This window comes from Rhizobium sp. RU20A (assembly GCF_900155885.1).
Classification (GTDB): domain Bacteria; phylum Pseudomonadota; class Alphaproteobacteria; order Rhizobiales; family Rhizobiaceae; genus RU20A.
Map to the genome: position 1 here is coordinate 97,047 of NZ_FTMB01000002.1, position 18,316 is coordinate 115,362.

The 18,316-nt window shown below is 64.0% G+C and carries 14 protein-coding genes; 7 read left to right on the forward strand and 7 right to left on the reverse strand.

Going from position 1 to position 18,316, the window contains the following annotated elements:
* Positions 1-217: 217 nt before the first annotated feature.
* Complete coding sequence (locus F3H41_RS09115) at positions 218-1,402, reverse strand: NAD(P)/FAD-dependent oxidoreductase (protein WP_149738361.1); 1,185 nt, start codon at positions 1,400-1,402, stop codon at positions 218-220.
* Positions 1,403-1,538: 136 nt separating this feature from the next.
* On the opposite strand from F3H41_RS09115, the gene F3H41_RS09120 reads away from it, so the two are divergent.
* The 6 genes from F3H41_RS09120 to F3H41_RS09145 all read left to right on the forward strand — a co-directional run bounded on the left by F3H41_RS09120 (position 1,539) and on the right by F3H41_RS09145 (position 9,066).
* On the forward strand, positions 1,539-2,969 hold the full coding sequence (locus F3H41_RS09120; protein ID WP_149738362.1) for a glutamine synthetase family protein: 1,431 nt from the start codon (positions 1,539-1,541) through the stop codon (positions 2,967-2,969).
* Positions 2,970-3,092: 123 nt separating this feature from the next.
* Complete coding sequence (locus tag F3H41_RS09125) at positions 3,093-4,379, forward strand: FAD-binding oxidoreductase (protein ID WP_149738363.1); 1,287 nt, start codon at positions 3,093-3,095, stop codon at positions 4,377-4,379.
* Between the two features lie 88 nt (positions 4,380-4,467).
* Entirely contained in the window at positions 4,468-5,946 is a 1,479-nt protein-coding gene (gene zwf, locus F3H41_RS09130) for a glucose-6-phosphate dehydrogenase (protein WP_149738364.1), read from the forward strand.
* 9 nt (positions 5,947-5,955) lie between these two features.
* Positions 5,956-6,654, forward strand: coding sequence for a 6-phosphogluconolactonase (gene pgl, locus F3H41_RS09135; RefSeq protein WP_149738365.1), 699 nt, complete (start codon positions 5,956-5,958; stop codon positions 6,652-6,654).
* 79 nt (positions 6,655-6,733) lie between these two features.
* Entirely contained in the window at positions 6,734-8,554 is a 1,821-nt protein-coding gene (gene edd / locus F3H41_RS09140; protein WP_149738366.1) for a phosphogluconate dehydratase, read from the forward strand.
* 62 nt (positions 8,555-8,616) lie between these two features.
* The gene (locus tag F3H41_RS09145) at positions 8,617-9,066 is read left to right on the forward strand and encodes a GNAT family N-acetyltransferase (protein WP_149738367.1); all 450 of its coding nucleotides are present in this window, start codon (positions 8,617-8,619) and stop codon (positions 9,064-9,066) included.
* Positions 9,067-9,399: 333 nt separating this feature from the next.
* Here F3H41_RS09145 and ugpC read toward each other — a convergent pair whose 3' ends face one another.
* The 5 genes from ugpC to F3H41_RS09170 all read right to left on the reverse strand — a co-directional run bounded on the left by ugpC (position 9,400) and on the right by F3H41_RS09170 (position 15,903).
* Positions 9,400-10,488, reverse strand: a complete 1,089-nt coding sequence (gene ugpC / locus F3H41_RS09150) for a sn-glycerol-3-phosphate ABC transporter ATP-binding protein UgpC (protein WP_149738368.1) — start codon at positions 10,486-10,488, stop codon at positions 9,400-9,402.
* 45 nt (positions 10,489-10,533) lie between these two features.
* The gene (locus F3H41_RS09155; RefSeq protein ID WP_149738369.1) at positions 10,534-12,198 is read right to left on the reverse strand and encodes an alpha-glucosidase family protein; all 1,665 of its coding nucleotides are present in this window, start codon (positions 12,196-12,198) and stop codon (positions 10,534-10,536) included.
* 28 nt (positions 12,199-12,226) lie between these two features.
* Positions 12,227-13,372: a carbohydrate ABC transporter permease gene (locus F3H41_RS09160; RefSeq protein WP_149738370.1), complete on the reverse strand. Its 1,146-nt coding sequence runs from the start codon at positions 13,370-13,372 to the stop codon at positions 12,227-12,229.
* 1 nt (position 13,373) lies between these two features.
* The gene (locus F3H41_RS09165) at positions 13,374-14,384 is read right to left on the reverse strand and encodes a sugar ABC transporter permease (protein ID WP_149738371.1); all 1,011 of its coding nucleotides are present in this window, start codon (positions 14,382-14,384) and stop codon (positions 13,374-13,376) included.
* A 157-nt stretch (positions 14,385-14,541) separates the two neighbouring features.
* Complete coding sequence (locus tag F3H41_RS09170) at positions 14,542-15,903, reverse strand: ABC transporter substrate-binding protein (RefSeq protein ID WP_149738372.1); 1,362 nt, start codon at positions 15,901-15,903, stop codon at positions 14,542-14,544.
* A gap of 301 nt (positions 15,904-16,204) precedes the next feature.
* Between F3H41_RS09170 and F3H41_RS09175 the strand changes: the two genes are divergently transcribed.
* Complete coding sequence (locus F3H41_RS09175) at positions 16,205-17,260, forward strand: substrate-binding domain-containing protein (protein WP_149738373.1); 1,056 nt, start codon at positions 16,205-16,207, stop codon at positions 17,258-17,260.
* A 69-nt stretch (positions 17,261-17,329) separates the two neighbouring features.
* On the opposite strand, the gene folD is transcribed toward F3H41_RS09175, so the two are convergent.
* Entirely contained in the window at positions 17,330-18,229 is a 900-nt protein-coding gene (gene folD, locus F3H41_RS09180) for a bifunctional methylenetetrahydrofolate dehydrogenase/methenyltetrahydrofolate cyclohydrolase FolD (protein ID WP_149738374.1), read from the reverse strand.
* Between the last annotated feature and the right edge of the window lie 87 nt (positions 18,230-18,316).

Genomic DNA, 18,316 nt, shown 5'->3' on the forward strand with positions numbered 1-18,316 from the left:
CATCCGGTTCATCCGGCGTCTCCGGTCCGACATCATGTTCCGCCGCAACGAGCCGCGCGAGGCGTTCTATCCCCTGCCCAGCCAGCCGGGCATACCGGCAGACATTCAGAGTGAGCGGCGAAGCTTAAGATTGGCTGAAGAGCAGACCGCAACTCCGTGCGTTTCGCACATTTCGCCTCATGTCATATTCTTCCGGGGCTGCGGTGCTGTCGCCGCGTCAGGCCGCCTGCCCGGCAGCATGGCCCGATGCCCAGGCCCACTGGAAATTGTAGCCGCCCAGCCAGCCCGTGACATCCACGCATTCGCCGATGAAGAATAGGCCGGGCACGGTCATGGCCTCAAGGGTGCGGGAATCAAGGCCGCCTGTGTCGACGCCGCCGAGCGTGACTTCCGCGGTACGATACCCTTCCGAGCCGGCGGGCCGGACAGTCAGGGGTCGGAGACGAGCCGCAAGCGCCTCCAGCGCCCGGTCCGGCAGGTCTGCGAGCGGCTTTGGCGGCATGGCCGCGTCGGCAACGACCCATTCGGCAAAACGGCGCGGCAGGAAATCGGCAAGGGCAGTCAAAAGCGCCTGGCGGCCGTTTTGCTTCTTGGCCTGCCGCAGGCTGGCGGCGAGGTCGAGATCGGGCAGGATGTCGAGCGCGACGTCGGTGCCCTCGCGCCAGTAGGACGAAGCCTGGAGGATGGCGGGACCGCTGAGGCCGCGATGGGTGAAGAGCATCGCTTCGTCAAAGGCCCCCTTCCCCGCCTTTGCCCGCACGGGCAGCGCAAGGCCGGCAAGCGGGGCCCATTCCGACAGCCTCACCGGATCGAGCGTGAGCGGAACGAGGCCGGGACGGGTTTCGGTGACGTTTAGGCCGAACTCTTCCGCCAGCCGATAGGCATAGCCGGTCGCGCCCATCTTCGGGATGGACTTGCCGCCCGTGGCAATGACGAGGCTTTGCGCGACGACGGCGCCGTCGGCAAGGCGGATTGCAAAGCCGGCATCGGTCTTTTCGACCGCTTCGACGACCGTCGACAGTCTGAGATCGACGCCGGCCTCGCGCATGTCCGTGACGAACATATCGACGATCTGGCGTGCCGAGCCGTCGCAGAACAGCTGGCCCAGGGTCTTTTCATGCCAGGCGATGCCGTGGACCGCGAGCCGCGCGATGAAATCCTGCGGGGTGTAGCGCGCGAGCGCGGATTTGGCGAAATGGGGATTGTCCGAAAGGAAGTTCTTCGGCGAACAGTGGATGTTGGTGAAGTTGCAGCGCCCGCCGCCGGAAATGCGGATCTTCTCGCCCGGCGCCTTCGCGTGGTCGATGACCAGTACGGACCGGCCGCGGCGGGCGGCCTCGACGGCACACATCATGCCCGCCGCACCGGCCCCGATAATCACGATATCGTGCTGTTTCACCATGCCCTGCCGTTTCGCCGCCCAAGCCCGTTTTGCCGCGCATTTCGCCGTCAAACGCCTCCTTACGCGGCGGAATGACCCTAGCCAAGGGCCGAACTCTGGCTATGATGAGACTATTCGCAACAACAAACGGTGATTTATGCCCTCGAAGAAAACTGCCCAGAACCCGGCGGCAAAGACTTCGAAAACCCCTCCCGCGTCGCTTCTGGCGCCCCGCGGCGTCAAGACCTGGAAGGATGCGGCCGACTGGCTGCGCTATCGCGGGATCGAAGACATCGAATGCATCACACCGGACCTTGCCGGCGTTGCCCGCGGCAAGATGATGCCCTCCTCGAAGTTCACCTCGAACACGTCGCTTGCCCTGCCATCGGCCCTCTACCGTCATACGATCTCCGGCGAATATCCAGAGGAAACCGGCAACTTCCGCTACGAGCCGCGCGACAGCGACCTCAAGCTGATGCCGGACTTGTCCACCCTTTCCGTCGTGCCCTGGGAGACCGACCCGACCGCGCAGGTGATCTGCGACGTCGTCGATACCGAGGGCCGGCACACGGCCTACACACCCCGCAACGTGCTGAAGAACGTGATGCGCCTTTACGCCGAGCGCGGCTGGAAGGCCGTGGTGGCGCCGGAAATCGAATTCTATCTCGTCGCCAAGAACGAAGACCCTGACTACCCACTGCATCCGCCGAAGGGCCGCTCGGGCCGCTCCATCCTCGGCGGACAGGGCTACTCGATCGCGGGGATCAACGAGTTCGACGAACTCATCGACGACATCTACCACTTCTCCGAAAAGCAGGGTCTCGAGATCGACACGCTGATCCATGAGGAAGGCCCGGCGCAGCTCGAAATCAACCTTCGCCACGGCGATCCGATCGAGCTGGCCGACCAGGTGTTCATGTTCAAGCGCACCATCCGCGAGGCGGCGCTGAAGCACGGCATCTACGCCACCTTCATGGCAAAACCCATGCAGGGGCAGGCCGGCTCTGCGATGCATATCCACCAATCGGTGGTGGACATCAAGACCGGCAAGAACGTCTTCTCGAACCCGGATGGCACGGCGTCCAACGCCTTCTTCCACTTCATCGGCGGCATGCAGGCCTTCGTGCCCAAGACGCTCTCGATGATGGCGCCCTATGTGAATTCCTATCGTCGCCTGATGCCGGAAATGTCGGCGCCGGTGAACAATGCCTGGGGCTACGACAACCGCACCACCGCCTTCCGCGTGCCTGTTTCGGACGCGGCGGCGCGGCGCATCGAAAACCGCCTGCCGGGTTCGGATGCCAATCCGTATCTCGCGCTCGCCGCCTCGCTGGCCTGCGGCCTGCTCGGCATCATGCACGAGGTGGAGCCGAGCCCGCCGACGGAAGACACGGCCAATGCCGGCACGATCGAGCTGCCGCGTGGCCTGCTGGAAGCCGTTTCGCTGCTGGAATCGGACGATCGTCTTGGCGAGGTCCTGAGTCCCGAATTCATCGGCCTCTATGCCGGCGTGAAGCGCGGCGAGTTCGAGACCTTCATGCAGGTGATCAGCCCCTGGGAGCGCGAGTTCCTGCTGCTGAACGTCTAAATGTGGAGCGCTCCCGGCCGCCTGTTGCGGCCGGGACGTCCAGTCTCTACATCGGCGGAACGACCACAGCCCGGCGACGCGCGGCCATCGCCGTGTGCCGCATCGGTGAAGGATATCAGACCCATGGCATGGCAGAGCCCCATTTCCCCTGGCAAATCCTGGTATGAGGCGACGGTGCCCGGCCGGCCGTCCTATCCGGCCATGGACGGATCACGCCAGACGACGGTCGCCATCATCGGCGGCGGCTTTACCGGCCTGCAGGCGGCGCTGAATCTTGCCCGCCACGGCATCGACGTCACGCTGATCGAGGCCCACCGTTTCGGTGACGGCGCGTCGGGCCGCAATGGCGGCCAGATCGGCACCGGCCAGCGCTGGTGGCCGGAGGAGGCGGAGGCCGAACTCGGGCTGGAGCGTTCGCGGGCCCTCTTCGCCATGTCCGAAAATGCCAAGCGGCATCTGCTCGATTTTGCCCGCAACCATGCCATCGACATCGATTTCATGCCCGGCCATCTCGCCGTCAGCCACAAGCCGTCCTACGAGTCAGATTTCCGCGAGAATGCCCGAATCCTCGCCGAGCGTTACGACTACCCGCATGTGCGCTTCATGGAGCGGGAGGAGACGGTGGAGCGCACCGGCTCGAGCTTCTACCATTTCGGCAGCCGCGACGCCGGGACCGGCCACATCCACCCGATGAAGCTCGTCGTGGGCCTCGCCCGCGTCGCGGCAGCCTCGGGCGCCGCCCTGTTCGAGCAGACGCCGGCCACCGACATCCGCACCGTCGAGGGCAAGGTGATCATCACCACGCCGAAGGGCACGATCACCGCGGAAAAGGCGCTGCTGGCCTGCAACGGGCATATCGGCCCGCTGGAGCGCACGACGGCGCGGCACGTGATGCCGATCCGCTCCTTTATCGGCGCGACGCGCGTACTCCACGATCATCCCGAGATCATTCCGGGCGGCGAGTCCGTTGCCGATTCGCGCTTTGTGGTGCGCTATTTCCGCAAGTCGAAGGACGGGCGCCTGCTGTTTGGCGGGCGGGAAGCCTATACGGCCGACAATCCCTCCGACATGGACGGGCCGATCCGTCGGCAGATCGCCGAACTCTATCCGGCTCTCGCCAATATCGAGATCGACTATGCCTGGGGCGGGTCGGTCGGCATCACCATGTCACGCCGGCCCTACGTCAAGGAAGTCATGCCGAACGTCATGTCGGTCGGCGGCTATTCCGGTCACGGGGTCATGCTGTCCAACTATTGCGGCAAGCTCTATGCCGACATGGTGGCCGGCAAGGCAAACGAACTCGAGATGCTCAAGGACATGAAGATCCCGGCTTTTCCGGGTGGCCCGGCCTTCCGGCCACTTCTTCTGTTTGTCGCGCTGAGCTGGTACGCCCTCAGGGACCGATTCTGAGCCGTCGCGATTTTTTGCGTCGCAGCACTAGCGCTTTTAAATCGATTAGATTATATATCGTTCCGAACAGCAGGGGACACATACGCCCATGAGCAGCCAGATCATTCCGGTCGAACCCTTCGATTATGTCGTCTTCGGCGGCAATGGTGACCTTGCCGAGCGCAAGCTTCTTCCCGCACTCTACCAGCGCCAGCTGGACGGCCAACTTACCGATCCGACCCGGATCATCGGCGCTTCGCGCACCCCGATGACGCACGAGGAATATCGCAAGTTCGCGACCGATGCGCTCAAGGAGCACCTGAAGGCCAACGAGTTTCAGGAAGCCCAGGTCAAGTCCTTCGTTTCAAAGCTCTTCTACGTCTCCGTCGATGCCAAGTCGGACAATGGCTGGGACAAGCTGAAGGCGCTGCTCGACGACGGCGGCAAGGAACGTGTGCGCGCCTTTTATCTCGCGGTCGCGCCGGCCATCTTCGGCGATATCTCCGAGCGCATCCGCGACAACAAGCTGATCACCAAGCAGACCCGCATCGTGGTGGAAAAGCCGATCGGCCGCGACCTCGCCTCGGCGCTGGAACTCAACGAGACGATCGGCAAGGTGTTCAAGGAAGAGCAGATCTTCCGCATCGACCATTATCTCGGCAAGGAAACGGTGCAGAACCTCATGGCTCTGCGCTTTGCCAACGCGCTCTACGAACCGCTGTGGAACGCCCAGTATATCGACCATGTGCAGATCACGGTCGCCGAATCCGTTGGCCTCGAAAGCCGTGCCGGCTACTACGACAAGGCCGGCGCGCTGCGCGACATGGTGCAGAACCACATCCTGCAGCTCGTCTGCCTGGTGGCGATGGAAACCCCGACCTCCATGGCGGCCGACGCCGTGCGCGATGAAAAGCTGAAGGTGCTGCGTGCCCTGAAGCCGATCACGGCCGAAAATGTCGAGCGCCTGACGGTGCGCGGCCAGTATCGCGCCGGCGCCTCCTCCGGCGGCGCGGTGAAGGGTTATCTCGACGAACTCGAAGGCGGCGTCTCCAACACGGAAACCTTCGTTGCCATCAAGGCGGAAATCGGCAACTGGCGCTGGGCGGGCGTTCCCTTCTACATCCGTACCGGCAAGCGCATGACGGGCCGCATGTCCGAAATCGTCATCACCTTTAAGCAGATCCCGCATTCGATCTTCGATGCGGCGGCCGGACGGATCGAAAGCAACCAGCTCATCATCCGCCTGCAGCCGGACGAAGGCGTCAAGCAGTCACTGATGATCAAGGACCCAGGTCCGGGCGGCATGCGCCTGCGCAACGTGTCGCTGGACATGAGCTTTGCGGAAGCCTTTGCGGCGCGCAATGCGGATGCCTACGAGCGCCTGTTGCTCGACGTGATCAGGAACAACCAGACGCTCTTCATGCGCCGCGACGAAGTGGAAGCCGCCTGGAAGTGGATCGATCCGATCCTCAAGGCCTGGGAGGAAACCGGGCAGAAGGTGCAGGGCTACACGGCCGGCACCTGGGGTCCGAGCCAGTCGATCGCGCTGATCGAGCGCGACGGCCGGACATGGCATGAAGTGATCTGAGGCAGAGACATGACGGCGAAGCTGAATTCATTCGACAATGGTGCGGCTCTCGCCGAAGGTCTTGCCGCGCGGGTTGCCGATGCGCTCTCGGCGGGCATTCAGGCGCGCGGACGCGCCTCGCTTGCCGTGTCCGGTGGCTCTACCCCCAAGGCCTTCTTCAAGGCCCTGTCTTCGGCCGAGATCGACTGGCCGAAGGTGACGGTGACGCTGGTGGACGAACGCTTCGTGCCGCCGGAGAATGACCGCTCGAACCACAAGCTGGTGGCTGAAAACCTGCTGCAGAACGCTGCGAAGGCCGCCGCCTTCGTGCCGCTCTATCATGCCGGAGAAACGGCAGAACATGCCGCCCAGGACGCGACGGAAGCAACGGCCGACATCTGTCAGCCCTTCGATGTTGCGATCCTCGGCATGGGCACGGACGGGCACACGGCCTCGTTCTTCCCCGGCGGCTCGCGACTGGTCGAAGCGCTCGACCCGGCAACGGCGCGGAGCGTGATCACCATGGAAGCCGAGGGCGCCGGCGAGCCGCGGCTGACCTTCACCTTCAGCGCCCTTGCCGATGCCCGCCTTCTGGTGCTGCACATCGAGGGAAACGGCAAGAAAGACGTGCTGGCCAAGGCCGAGGCCGAGGGGCCGGAAGCCGACATGCCGATCCGCGCGATGCTGCGACGCGCCGCCTCGCCGGTTGAGATTTACTGGGCTCCCTAGGCGTCGCCAACGCCCGAGCCTGCATTTGCCTGTTTCTGATGTCTGAGGAAGTGACGATCGCTTCCGGAAAGGTTGGATCATGTCCGTCGATAGCCGTATTGCCGCCATCACCGCCCGCATCGTCGAGCGCTCCAAGCCCTATCGCGAGCCCTATCTGGAACGGCTGCGCAACGCCGCCTCGAAGTCGGTGCATCGCTCGGTGCTGGGCTGCGGCAACCTTGCCCACGGTTTTGCGGTCTGTTCCCCCGCCGAGAAGGATGCGCTGGCCGGCGACCAGGTCCCAAACCTCGGCATCATCACCTCCTATAACGACATGCTCTCGGCCCACCAGCCCTTCGAGACCTATCCGGCCCTGATCCGCGAAGCCGCCAAGGAAGCCGGCGGCGTGGCGCAGGTCGCCGGCGGCGTGCCGGCCATGTGCGACGGCGTGACCCAGGGACAGCCGGGCATGGAGCTGTCGCTGTTTTCGCGCGACCTGATCGCCATGGCGGCCGGCGTCGGCCTGTCGCACAACATGTTCGACGCGGCCGTCTATCTCGGCGTCTGCGACAAGATCGTACCCGGCCTGATGATCGCGGCCATGACCTTTGGCCACCTGCCGGCGATCTTCATCCCGGCAGGGCCGATGACGTCGGGGCTGCCGAACGACGAGAAGGCGCGCGTGCGCCAGCTCTTCGCCGAAGGCAAGGTCGGCCGTGACGAACTGCTGGTGGCGGAATCGAAGTCCTATCACGGGCCGGGCACCTGCACCTTCTACGGCACGGCCAATTCCAACCAGATGCTGATGGAAATCATGGGCCTGCACATGCCCGGCGCCTCCTTCATCAACCCCAACACGCCGCTGCGTGACGCGCTGACCCGGGAAGCGACGAAGCGGGCGCTGGCGATCACCGCGCTCGGCAACGAGTTTACGCCGGCCGGCGAGATGATCGACGAGCGCTCGATCGTCAATGGCGTCGTCGGCCTGCACGCCACCGGCGGCTCCACCAACCACACGATGCACCTCGTCGCCATGGCGCGCGCGGCCGGCATCGCGCTGACCTGGCAGGATATTTCCGAGCTTTCCGACATCGTGCCGCTGCTCGCCCGCGTCTATCCGAACGGGCTTGCGGACGTAAACCATTTCCATGCCGCCGGCGGCATGGGCTTCCTGATCTCGCAGCTCCTCAAGGCCGGCTATCTGCACCAGGATGTGCGCACCGTTTTCGGCCAAGGGCTCGACGCCTATGCGATCGATGTGAAGCTCGGCGAGAACGGTACCGTGCGGCGCGAGCCAATTCCGGCCGAAAGCGCCGATCCGAAGGTGCTGACCACCGTCGACAAGCCCTTCCAGCCAACGGGCGGCCTCAAGATGCTGACCGGCAATCTCGGCAAGGCCGTTATCAAGATCTCCGCCGTCAAGGCCGACCGGCACGTCATCGAAGCGCCCGCCAAGATCTTCCACGACCAGGGCGAATTGCAGGCGGCCTTCAAGGCGGGCACGCTGGAGGGCGATTTTGTCGCCGTGGTCCGCTTCCAGGGCCCGAAGGCGAACGGCATGCCGGAGTTGCACAAGCTGACCACTGTGCTCGGCATTCTTCAGGACCGCGGCCAGCGGGTGGCGCTCGTCACCGACGGGCGCATGTCCGGCGCTTCGGGCAAGGTTCCCTCGGCGATCCACCTGACGCCAGAGGCCGTCGATGGCGGCCCGATCGCACGCATCCGGGAAGGTGATGTGGTCCGGCTCGACGCAACTGCCGGCACGATCGAGGTTCTGGTGTCGGCCGAAGAACTCGCCGCACGCCCGGCCGCGACGGCGGACCTTTCCGGCAACGAATTCGGCATGGGCCGCGAACTCTTCCAGCCCTTCCGCGCCGCAACCGGCACGGCCGACAACGGCGCCAGCGTCTTCTTCCACTGACGCGCGCGCCCGTGACGGATTTCACGCTCCGTCCAGCCGGCCGGGAGGACATCCCGGCCATCATGGCCATCGAGCGCAGGCCCGGCTTCGAACATCTCGTCGGCCGCTCCAGCGCGGAGCAGCACGCGGCCAATATCGACGGTGGCGAGAACCGCTACTTTCTCGCCGAGGATGCGGCCGGGGCGCCCCTCGCCTATGCAATCCTGCAAGGCATTGGCCATGCGAACGGGCTCGTCTATCTCAAGCGTATCGCGGTTGCCTCTCCGGGACAGGGACTGGGCAAGCGCTTCCTGCTGGCGCTGATCCGGGCGGCCTTCGAAGAGAGTGGAGCGGCCAAATTCTGGCTCGACGCCTTCGTGTCGAACGGCCGCGCCCGCCACGTCTATGCCGCCTGCGGGCTCAGTGAGGACGGCATCCTGCGCGAGCACTACCCGCTCCCCGACGGCAGTCGTGCGGACCTTGTCGTCATGTCGATCCTGCGGCGCGAGTGGCTGGCGCGCCAAGACGCCTGAGAATTTCAAGCACACAGCCCATAGACAACCGAAAGCTGCAAATCTATCGTCATCGAGCTCGCAGGCGAAAGCAGCAGGCGCCTGGACCACGGGGCGCACCGGCGAGGATGGGCCACGCCGGCTTTGGCGAAAGCCTCGCTTTGCGAACCGGAGGTGTCGACGATGTGGTTCATCCCCATCAGCGTCACGTTTAGGATACAGAAAACCCGCACGACGTGGTCAATCACCGTGCGGGTCAATATCGTAGCCTAAACAATGGATGTCGGGCTGCAGCAACGGCCCGGCATCACTCCGGTAGAATAGCAAAGCTTTCTACAATTTCAAGCAGGCCGCCTACACGCGGTAGGTCTTGCCGTCGGCATTGAAGAGATGCAGCTTGGCGCGCGGCGCGGTGAAGCGCACCTTTTCGCCGCGGGCGACCTTCAGGATGCCGGGGATCTTGGCGATGATCGGCTGGTCCTTCACGAGGCCTTCGATGTAGAGCAACGTGACCTCGCCGAGCGCCTCGACGATGGCGACCGTGCCTTCGAAGAGGAAGTCCTCGCCGGTGCTGACTTCGAGGTCTTCCGGACGCACGCCGAAGCTGGCGGCCTTGCCCATGTCGCCAGCGGGTGTCGGGATATCGAGCGTAACGGACTTTCCGCCCGACAGCTCGACGGTTGTCTGTGCCCCGGCGGCGCGGATGCTGGACGGGATGATGTTCATGGCGGGCGAGCCGATGAACTGGGCGACGAAGAGGTTGGCGGGTCGCTCGTAGAGATCGAGTGGCGCGCCGACCTGTTCGATATGGCCTCCGGACAGCACCACGATGCGGTCGGCCAGCGTCATGGCCTCGACCTGGTCGTGGGTGACGTAGATCATCGTCGTATCCGACATCTGCTCGTGCAGCTTGGCGATCTCGATGCGGGTCGCGACTCGCAGGGCGGCATCGAGGTTCGAGAGCGGCTCGTCGAAGAGGAAGACCTTGGGGTTGCGGCAGATGGCGCGGCCGATGGCGACGCGCTGGCGCTGGCCGCCGGAAAGCGCCTTCGGCAGGCGGTCGAGGTACTTCGTGAGTTGCAGGATGTCGGCGGCCGCGCGCACGCGCCGGTCGATCTCCTCCTTGCTCTCCTTGGCGATGCGCATGCCGAAGGCCATGTTGTCGTATACCGTCATGTGCGGGTAGAGCGCGTAGGACTGGAAGACCATGGCGATGCCGCGTTTCGACGGCGGCACGTCGTTGACCTTCTCGCCGTCGATGAACATGTCGCCGCCGGTGATGTCTTCGAGGCCCGCGATCATGCGCAGCAGGGTGGACTTGCCGCAGCCCGAGGGACCGACGAAGACGACGAACTCGCCCTCCTTGATCTCAAGATCGATGCCGTGGATGACATCCACGGCGCCGTAGGACTTGCGGATCTGCTTGAGTTGAAGCCCGGTCATCGGTTGTCTCCCCTTCCCTCTTGTCGTGTTATATCGCCGATTGCCTTACAGCAGCCGCGCGAAGAAGCCGCTCCAGGCCGGAAGCACAATGCTGCCGTCGCTGAGATACGAGTCGAAGCCGTGGCCGCTCAGCGGCTCGATGGTGCCGAGGTCGGCCGGCACCGGCGCCGCATGAGGCTCACCGCTCATGTTGAAGACGCAGACGATCTTCTCGTTGCCGTAGGCGCGGACGAAGGCCAGCATCGGCGCCTCGACGCCCAGGAACTCGATCTCGCCCTTGGCGAAGACCGGGTGCTCGGCGCGAAAGGCCAGGAAACGGCGGTAGTGGTGCAGCACGGAGCGCATATCCGTTTCCTGCCGGTCCACGGCACGCGGCAGGTGCTCGGGCGACACAGGCAGCCAGGGGCGACCTTCACCGAAGCCGCCGTTCACCGCATCCTTTTCCCAGACCATCGGTGTGCGGCAGCCGTCACGGCCCTTGTAGTCCGGCCAGAACTGAATGCCATAGGGGTCGCGCAGATCCTCGAAGGCGATCTCGGCCTCCGGCAGGGCCAACTCTTCACCCTGGTAGATGCAGACAGAGCCGCGCAGCGCCATCAGGAGGCTGGCAAGTCCCTTGGCGAAGGCATCCTTGTCGGCGACATGCTGGCCCCAGCGGCTGACGTGGCGCGTCACATCGTGGTTGGAGAAGGCCCAGCAGGCCCAGCCTTCCGGCGCGGCGCGCTCGAAATCATGCATGACTTCGGCGACACGCTTCGGCGTCAGCGGATCGGGCGCCAGGAACTCGAAGGCGTAGCACATGTGCATCTTGTCGCCGCCGGACGTGTATTCGCCGACGATTTCGAGACCCCGCTGGCTGTCGCCCACCTCGCCCACGGCGGCAATGGCCGGGAACTCGTTCATGACCGCACGGAAACGCTTCAGGAAGGCGAGGTTTTCCGGGCGATTCTTGTCGTAGAGATGTTCCTGGTAGTTGTAGGGGTTCACGGCCGGCGCGGTGTTGGCATTGCGGCGTTCCGGCGCGAGCGCGGGATTGTCGCGCAGAAGCTGATCGTGGAAGTAGAAGTTGATCGTGTCGAGGCGGAAGCCATCGACGCCGCGCTCCAGCCAGAAGCGCTCGACGGCGAGCAGCTCTTCCTGGACTTCGGGGTTGTGCAGGTTGAGGTCGGGCTGCGACGTCAGGAAGTTGTGCATGTAATATTGCAGGCGCGTCGGGTCCCACTGCCAGGCGGAGCCGCCGAAGATGGAGAGCCAGTTGTTGGGCGGCGAGCCATCGGGCTTCGCATCGGCCCAGACATACCAGTCGGCCCTCTTGTTGAAGCGGCTGGAGCGGCTTTCGGCAAACCAGGGATGCTGGTCGGAGGTGTGCGAGATGACAAGGTCGATCATCACCCTGAGGCCGAGGCGATGCGCTTCCGCGATCAGGGCGTCGAAGTCGGCGAGCGTTCCGAAGATCGGGTCGACATCCCGATAGTTCGAGACGTCGTAGCCGTAGTCGCGCATGGGCGAGGTGAAGAAGGGCGAGATCCAGATGGCATCAACGCCGAGCGAGGCGACGTAGGGCAGCCGGCGGGTGATGCCGGCGAGATCGCCAATGCCGTCGTCGTTGCTGTCCTGATAGGAGCGCGGATAGATCTGATAGATCACCGCCCCCCGCCACCAGTCGCGGTCGGGGGTCAGGATCGAGCCGTTTGCCTCGGTCATGCTCATGGATGTCTTTGCGTCCTTGTTGTGTGGGTCAGCCGCCCTTGACGGAGCCAGCGAGCAGACCGCGCACGAGGTAGCGCTGCAGGCTGAAGAACACGATCAGGGGCACGATGATGGTGATGAAAGCGGAAGCCGTCAGGATTTCCCAGTTACCGCCGCGCGAGCCGAGCAGGTTGACGAGCCGCCCCGTCAGAACCAGCTCGTTGTTGCCCGTGCCGAGGAAGACCATGGCGACGAGCAGGTCATTCCAGGTCCACAGGAACTGGAAGATCGCGAAGGAGGCGAGTGCCGGGAAGGACAGCGGCAGGATGATCTTGACGAAGATTTCGAAGTCGCTGGCGCCATCGACGCGGGCCGACTCCATGATTTCGCGCGGCAGGCCGGCCATGTAGTTGCGCAGGAGATAAATGGCGAGCGGCAGGCCGAAACCCATATGCGCAAGCCAGATCCCGACATAGGTCTTGGCGGGAACGCCGAGGAAGGCGCCGACGCCGTTATAGAGCTTCAGAAGCGGGATGAGCGACATCTGCAGGGGAACGACGAGCAGGCCGACGACGATGGCAATCAGCAGCGCGCGCCCCGGAAACGGCATCCAGGCCAGCGCATAGGCCGCGAAGGCCGCCACGAGGATCGGGATGATGGTGGCGGGGATGGCGACGGTCAGCGAGTTGATGAAGGACTGGCCGATGCCCTCGGCATTCAGCACCTCGCGGTAATTGTCGAAAGTGAAACGCGGCGGCACGGAGGCTGTGTAGAAGATGCGCTGGCCGCGCGATCCTTCCATCTTGGTCGGAGAGACGATGGTGTAGTCGCCGTTTTCCTGAACGGTGAGCTGTTCGCCGTCGTTCATGGTCGCGGTGGCACCGGGCTCGAAGGCGGCCGGCTCGCGGCTGTTGAAGCCGAAGGCCGAGACGATGCCGGACTGCCCCTCGAGCACATTGCCGGAGATGACGAACTGGCCGTTTTCCTCACGTTGCGTGTCCGGCCCTGCGGCGCGGGCCTGACGGTTCTGCGAGGAGGTGGACAGGGCTGTCCACCAGCCGGACACGGCAAGCTGATCCTTGTCGCGGAGCGAGGAGATCAGGAGGCCTGCGGTCGGCAGGGTCCAGAGGATAACGAGCAGGGCGACGGACAGGTGCACGGCCCAGGCGAGTGGAGAGCGCTTCGAACCGATCATCTCAGTGACCTCCCATCTCGCGGCGTGCATTGCGAATATTCCAGACCATGATGGGAACGACGAGCAGCATGATGATAACGGCAATCGTCGCGCCGCGCCCGAAGTCGCCGCCACCGCGGAACATCCAGTCGAACATGAGGTTGGCGAGCACCTGGCTCTGCCACTGGCCGTTGGTCATGGCGAGCACGATGTCGAAGACCTTGAGCACGAGAATGGTGATCGTCGTCCAGACGACGGCGATGGTGCCCCAGATCTGCGGAACCATGATCTTGAAGAAGATCTGCCAGCCATTGGCGCCATCGATCACGGCGGCTTCGATCGTCTCTTCCGGGATGCCGCGCAGGGCAGCGGAGAGGATGACCATGGCAAACCCTGTCTGGATCCAGATGAGGATGACCATCAGGAAGAAGTTGTTCCAGAAGGGCAGCGTGATCCAGGCCTGCGGATCGCCGCCGAAATAGACCACGATGGCGTTCAGGAGACCGATCTGCTCTTGGCCGGCGGCGCGATAGTCGTAGATGAACTTCCAGATGACGGCGGCGCCGACGAAGGAGATCGCCATCGGCATGAAGATCAGCGTCTTGGCGATATTGCCCCACCAGATCCGGTCGGTCAGTGCCGCGATGATCAGGCCGAAGAAGGTGGCGGCGGCGGGCACGACCAGCAGCCAGAGAAAATTGTTGAAGATCGATTGGCGGAATTCGCCGTCATTGATCAGCCAGACATAGTTGGAAACACCGACGAACGTGTTGCCGGACCTGTCGTGGAAGCTCAGCCAGACGGATTCGATGACGGGATAGACGAGGTATATACCAAGCGCAAAGATGGCCGGCGCGAGGAAGAGCCAGGGGCGGATGGAGTTGGCGATGCGCAGATTGCGCGAGGCGGCGACGGCGCTCGGCCCATTCGACGGAAAGATGCGATCGAGGATGAAGTTGGTGCCCCAGAAATAGGCAGCGCACCCCAGAACGCCGGCGACCATGGTCGCGATGGCAACGAACAATTGCTGCATGATTGGCCCTCCCCCAGGTGGGACCGAACGGGCTTTGCGCCTTGTGTCTTCGGTCGCCGATATCGACAAGCAGTCCTACGCCGGCAGCAAGGCCGGCAGATCCATCCGGGGGAAAGGCAAAGCTCCCCCGGATGAACACGGCTTCAGGTGACGTGCCTTACTTGATCGCATCCCAGGCGCGCTGGATTTCGGTCCCGACATCAGCCGAGGACTTGCCGCCGGCATAGTCGACCATGCCGGTCCAGAAGGCGCCGGCGCCGATCTTGCCCGGCATCAGGTCCGAACCGTCGAAACGGAAGGTCGTGGCGCTGGTCAGGATCGAGCCCATCTTCTTGGAGGGATCGTTGGAATAGGCGTCCGGATTGGCCGCCTTGAAGGGCGTCAGGAAGCCGGACTGCGCCATCCAGACCTCATGGGCGATCGGCGTCTGCAGCCAGGCGATGAAGGCGCGGGCCGGAGCCGTGTCCTTCGTCATGGCGACGAGCGTGCCGGCACCGAGCACAGGGCTGCCGAGCTCCGGCTTGGAGGCGTAGGGCGGCAGGTAGAAGAAGTCTGCGTCCTGGCCAAGCTTCGTCCCTTCCGGGAAGAAGGAGGGGATGAAGGACGCCTGACGGTGCATGTAGCACTTCGGCGGCGAGGCGAAGAGACCCTTCGGGCTGTCGCGGAAGTCGGTGGAGGCAACGGCCGCCGCACCGCCATCCACGAAGGCATCGTTGCGTGCAAACCAGCCGAACTCGTCGATGGCCCCGGTGACGGCGGGATCGTCGAACTTGATCTCGTTGGTCACCCATTTGTCGTAGGTTTCCGGCGACTGCGTGCGCAGCATCATGTCCTCGACCCAGTCGGTCGCCGGCCAGCCGGTGGCGCCGCCCGAACCCAGACCAATGCACCAGGGCTTTTCGCCATCGGCCGCGATCTTTTCGGTCAGCGACTTCAGCTCTTCCATGGTCTTCGGGACTTCGTAGCCGGCATCCTCGAAGTTTTCGGGCGAATACCAGACGAGCGACTTCAGGTCGGCCTTGTAGGGGAAGGCAAAGAACTGCTCAGCGCCATCCTTGCCCTTGTAGGTGCCGAGCTTGCGCCAGCTGGGGCCGGCCGCATAGTTGTCCTCGATCCACTTGCCGGTGTCGTCGCCAAGCGAGACGAGGAAGCCCTTGGAGGCGAGGTCGGCAAAAAGACCCGGCTGCGGGAGAACCGCGATATCCGGCGGGCTTCCGGCCTGGGTGTCAATGACGATCTGCTGCTCGTAGTTTTCAGAGGAGGAGTAGCTGACCTCGACGCCCGTGGCGTCCGTGAAATAGGCGAGCATCGACCTGACGAGCGCCTCGTCCTCACCGCGCCAGGGGCCGAAGATCGTCAGCTTCTGGCCCTTGAGGTCGCCATGCGCCTTCTTGAAATCCTCGTAGCTCGACCAGGTAAACCGCGCATCCTCGCCCGGCTTGAACTTCAGTTCCTGCGCCTGCGCGATACCGGCGCACAGCGCGAACGCAGCCACTCCCATCAGGAATGCTTTCTTCATGTCTTCCTCCCGAAAAGCTTCCGGCACCGCCGGACAGACCCCATGATCTCCCACCGTCAGCGCCCCATTTTCAAAGCGCTTTGGTTGCCTCTACAAATCATCAAGGCCGAAGGGGAGTCAAGAGCTTTCGAAAATTTGGACACAGACGTGATGAAATGCTGCCCTGCGGCGAATTTTCCGCGATGCAACAGCGTGAATTTTGCTTTCGCTTTCAATGGCGGCGGTGCTACATCTTCCACCCATGCCCGGATTGCGGCTGAACTGGGTGGAAAATCAAAGCGCTTTGGGAGGGCGGTCAGATATGGCGGTAAATCTGCGGCAGCTTTCCGCATTGCTCGGCCTTTCGCAGACCACGGTCAGTCGGGCATTGAACGGCTATCCCGAGGTGAATGCGGAGACGCGCAAGCGTGTGCTGGCCGCCGTGCGCGAAACGGGTTACCGGCCGAACCGCGCCGCCCAGCGGTTGGCGACCGGACGAGCCTATTCGATCGGCCTCGTGATGCCGATTGCGGCGGGGATGGACAGCGACATCCACTTCGGCGAATTCCTGGCGGGCCTTGCCGAGGAAGCCGTGCGTCACGACTTTCACTTTGTCATCAATCCGGCGGTACCCGCCGAGGAAGAGGCGACCTTCCGCCGGCTGGCCGCCAGCGGCAATGTCGATGCCCTCTTCATCGCCTACATGCGGGCGCAGGATCCGCGCATCGACATCCTGAAGTCGCTCTCCATTCCCTTCATCGTCCATGGCCGGGCCATCGGCGGGGCGCGCGACTACCCCTATATCGATATCGACAATACCGGCGCGTTCTACGACGCGACGCGCCTGCTGCTGCAGCTTGGGCATCGCGATTTTGCCCTGATCAACGGGCCTTGCGACCTGACCTTCGCCATCCGCCGCAAGAAGGGAATGGAGCGGGCCCTTGGCGAAGCCGGCATCTTGCTCGATCCGGCGCTTCAGGAACAGTCGCCGATGACCGACGAGCACGGCTATCGCGCCATGCAGCGGTTTCTTTCGGCGGACCGCCCGCCAACGGCGGTACTCTGTTCCAGTACGGTGCTGGCGCTCGGGGCCGTGCGCGCCATCAACCAGGCGGGACTCGTGCTCGGCCGCGACATTTCGCTGATTGCCCATGACGACGTGCTGCCGATGCTGAAGCCCGAAAACTTCACCGTGCCCCTGACGACGACGCGCTCGTCCCTGCGGGCAGCCGGCACGCGCGTCGCGCAACATCTCATCGGTTCGGTTTCCCGCCAGCAGAAAACACCGATCCAGGAATTGTGGAAGACGGAACTGATCGTCCGCGCCTCGACGGGCGCGGCACCGGCCCGCTGTGCGAGACCGGTCCGCAGCGCATGACAGGGACAGCGGCGGGTTGAGGAGACGGCAGCGTCGCTTACGCCCCCTGCCCGCCCCTGCCCGGCGCGATCAGAATTTCGGCGGCGTGAGACCGGCCTTGCGATAGGCGGCGATGACCGTGTTGGCCATCAGCATGGCGATGGTCATGGGGCCGACGCCGCCCGGCACCGGCGTGATTACGCCCGCGACCTTTTCGCATTCTGCAAAGGCGACATCGCCCACCAGGCGGAACTTGCCCTCGCCCTTTTCCGGGGCCGGCACGCGGTTGATGCCGACGTCGATGACGGTGGCGCCGGGCTTGACCCAGTCGGCTTTCACCATCTCGGGACGGCCGACGGCGGCGACGAGAATATCCGCGTTGCGGCAGACGGCAGCCAGATCTTTCGTGCGGGAATGGGCGGTCGTGACGGTCGCGTTGGCGGCGAGCAGCAGGGCCGACATCGGCTTGCCGAAGAGGTTGGATCGGCCGATGACGACGGCGTTGAGGCCCGACAGGTCCTCGCCATGGGTGCGGCGCACGAAGACCATGGCGCCGGCCGGGGTGCAGGAGACGAGACCGCCATCGAGATCGCCTGTTGCGACCTTGCCGGCATTGACGACATGCAGGCCGTCCACGTCCTTTTCCGGCAGGATGGACTGGATGATCGGATCGGACTTCAGGTGTTTCGGCAGGGGCAACTGCACAAGAATGCCGTGGATGGAAGGATCGGCATTCAGCGTTTCGACCAGCTTTGCGAGGTCTTCCTGCGAGGTCCCTTCCGGCAACGTATGCTGGATCGACTTGAAGCCGCACTCCTTGGCCATCCGGCTTTTCGCGCCGACATAGGCATGGCTGGCCGGGTCGTCACCGACGATGATGACGGCGAGTCCTGTCTGCACGCCGGTTTCCGCCTGGAGGGTTTCAGCCGCCGCCTTGACCGCACCAGTGACCGATTGCGCAACCGTCTTTCCATCGATGAGGGTGGCCATAACACTTCTCCCCGTTCCGCTCCTAAATCCGAGACCGCACTCTAGCCCGGCAAGGCGGGCAGGATGGCCTCTCTGCGCCCTATGCTG

Bases quoted from the DNA above. Each gene is read 5' to 3' on its own strand.
- F3H41_RS09115 (WP_149738361.1), bottom strand. From the start codon at position 1,402: ATGGTGAAACAGCACGATATCGTGATTATCGGGGCCGGTGCGGCGGGC.
- F3H41_RS09120 (WP_149738362.1), top strand. From the start codon at position 1,539: ATGCCCTCGAAGAAAACTGCCCAGAACCCGGCGGCAAAGACTTCGAAA.
- F3H41_RS09125 (WP_149738363.1), top strand. From the start codon at position 3,093: ATGGCATGGCAGAGCCCCATTTCCCCTGGCAAATCCTGGTATGAGGCG.
- zwf (WP_149738364.1), top strand. From the start codon at position 4,468: ATGAGCAGCCAGATCATTCCGGTCGAACCCTTCGATTATGTCGTCTTC.
- pgl (WP_149738365.1), top strand. From the start codon at position 5,956: ATGACGGCGAAGCTGAATTCATTCGACAATGGTGCGGCTCTCGCCGAA.
- edd (WP_149738366.1), top strand. From the start codon at position 6,734: ATGTCCGTCGATAGCCGTATTGCCGCCATCACCGCCCGCATCGTCGAG.
- F3H41_RS09145 (WP_149738367.1), top strand. From the start codon at position 8,617: ATGGCCATCGAGCGCAGGCCCGGCTTCGAACATCTCGTCGGCCGCTCC.
- ugpC (WP_149738368.1), bottom strand. From the start codon at position 10,488: ATGACCGGGCTTCAACTCAAGCAGATCCGCAAGTCCTACGGCGCCGTG.
- F3H41_RS09155 (WP_149738369.1), bottom strand. From the start codon at position 12,198: ATGAGCATGACCGAGGCAAACGGCTCGATCCTGACCCCCGACCGCGAC.
- F3H41_RS09160 (WP_149738370.1), bottom strand. From the start codon at position 13,372: ATGATCGGTTCGAAGCGCTCTCCACTCGCCTGGGCCGTGCACCTGTCC.
- F3H41_RS09165 (WP_149738371.1), bottom strand. From the start codon at position 14,384: ATGCAGCAATTGTTCGTTGCCATCGCGACCATGGTCGCCGGCGTTCTG.
- F3H41_RS09170 (WP_149738372.1), bottom strand. From the start codon at position 15,903: ATGAAGAAAGCATTCCTGATGGGAGTGGCTGCGTTCGCGCTGTGCGCC.
- F3H41_RS09175 (WP_149738373.1), top strand. From the start codon at position 16,205: ATGGCGGTAAATCTGCGGCAGCTTTCCGCATTGCTCGGCCTTTCGCAG.
- folD (WP_149738374.1), bottom strand. From the start codon at position 18,229: ATGGCCACCCTCATCGATGGAAAGACGGTTGCGCAATCGGTCACTGGT.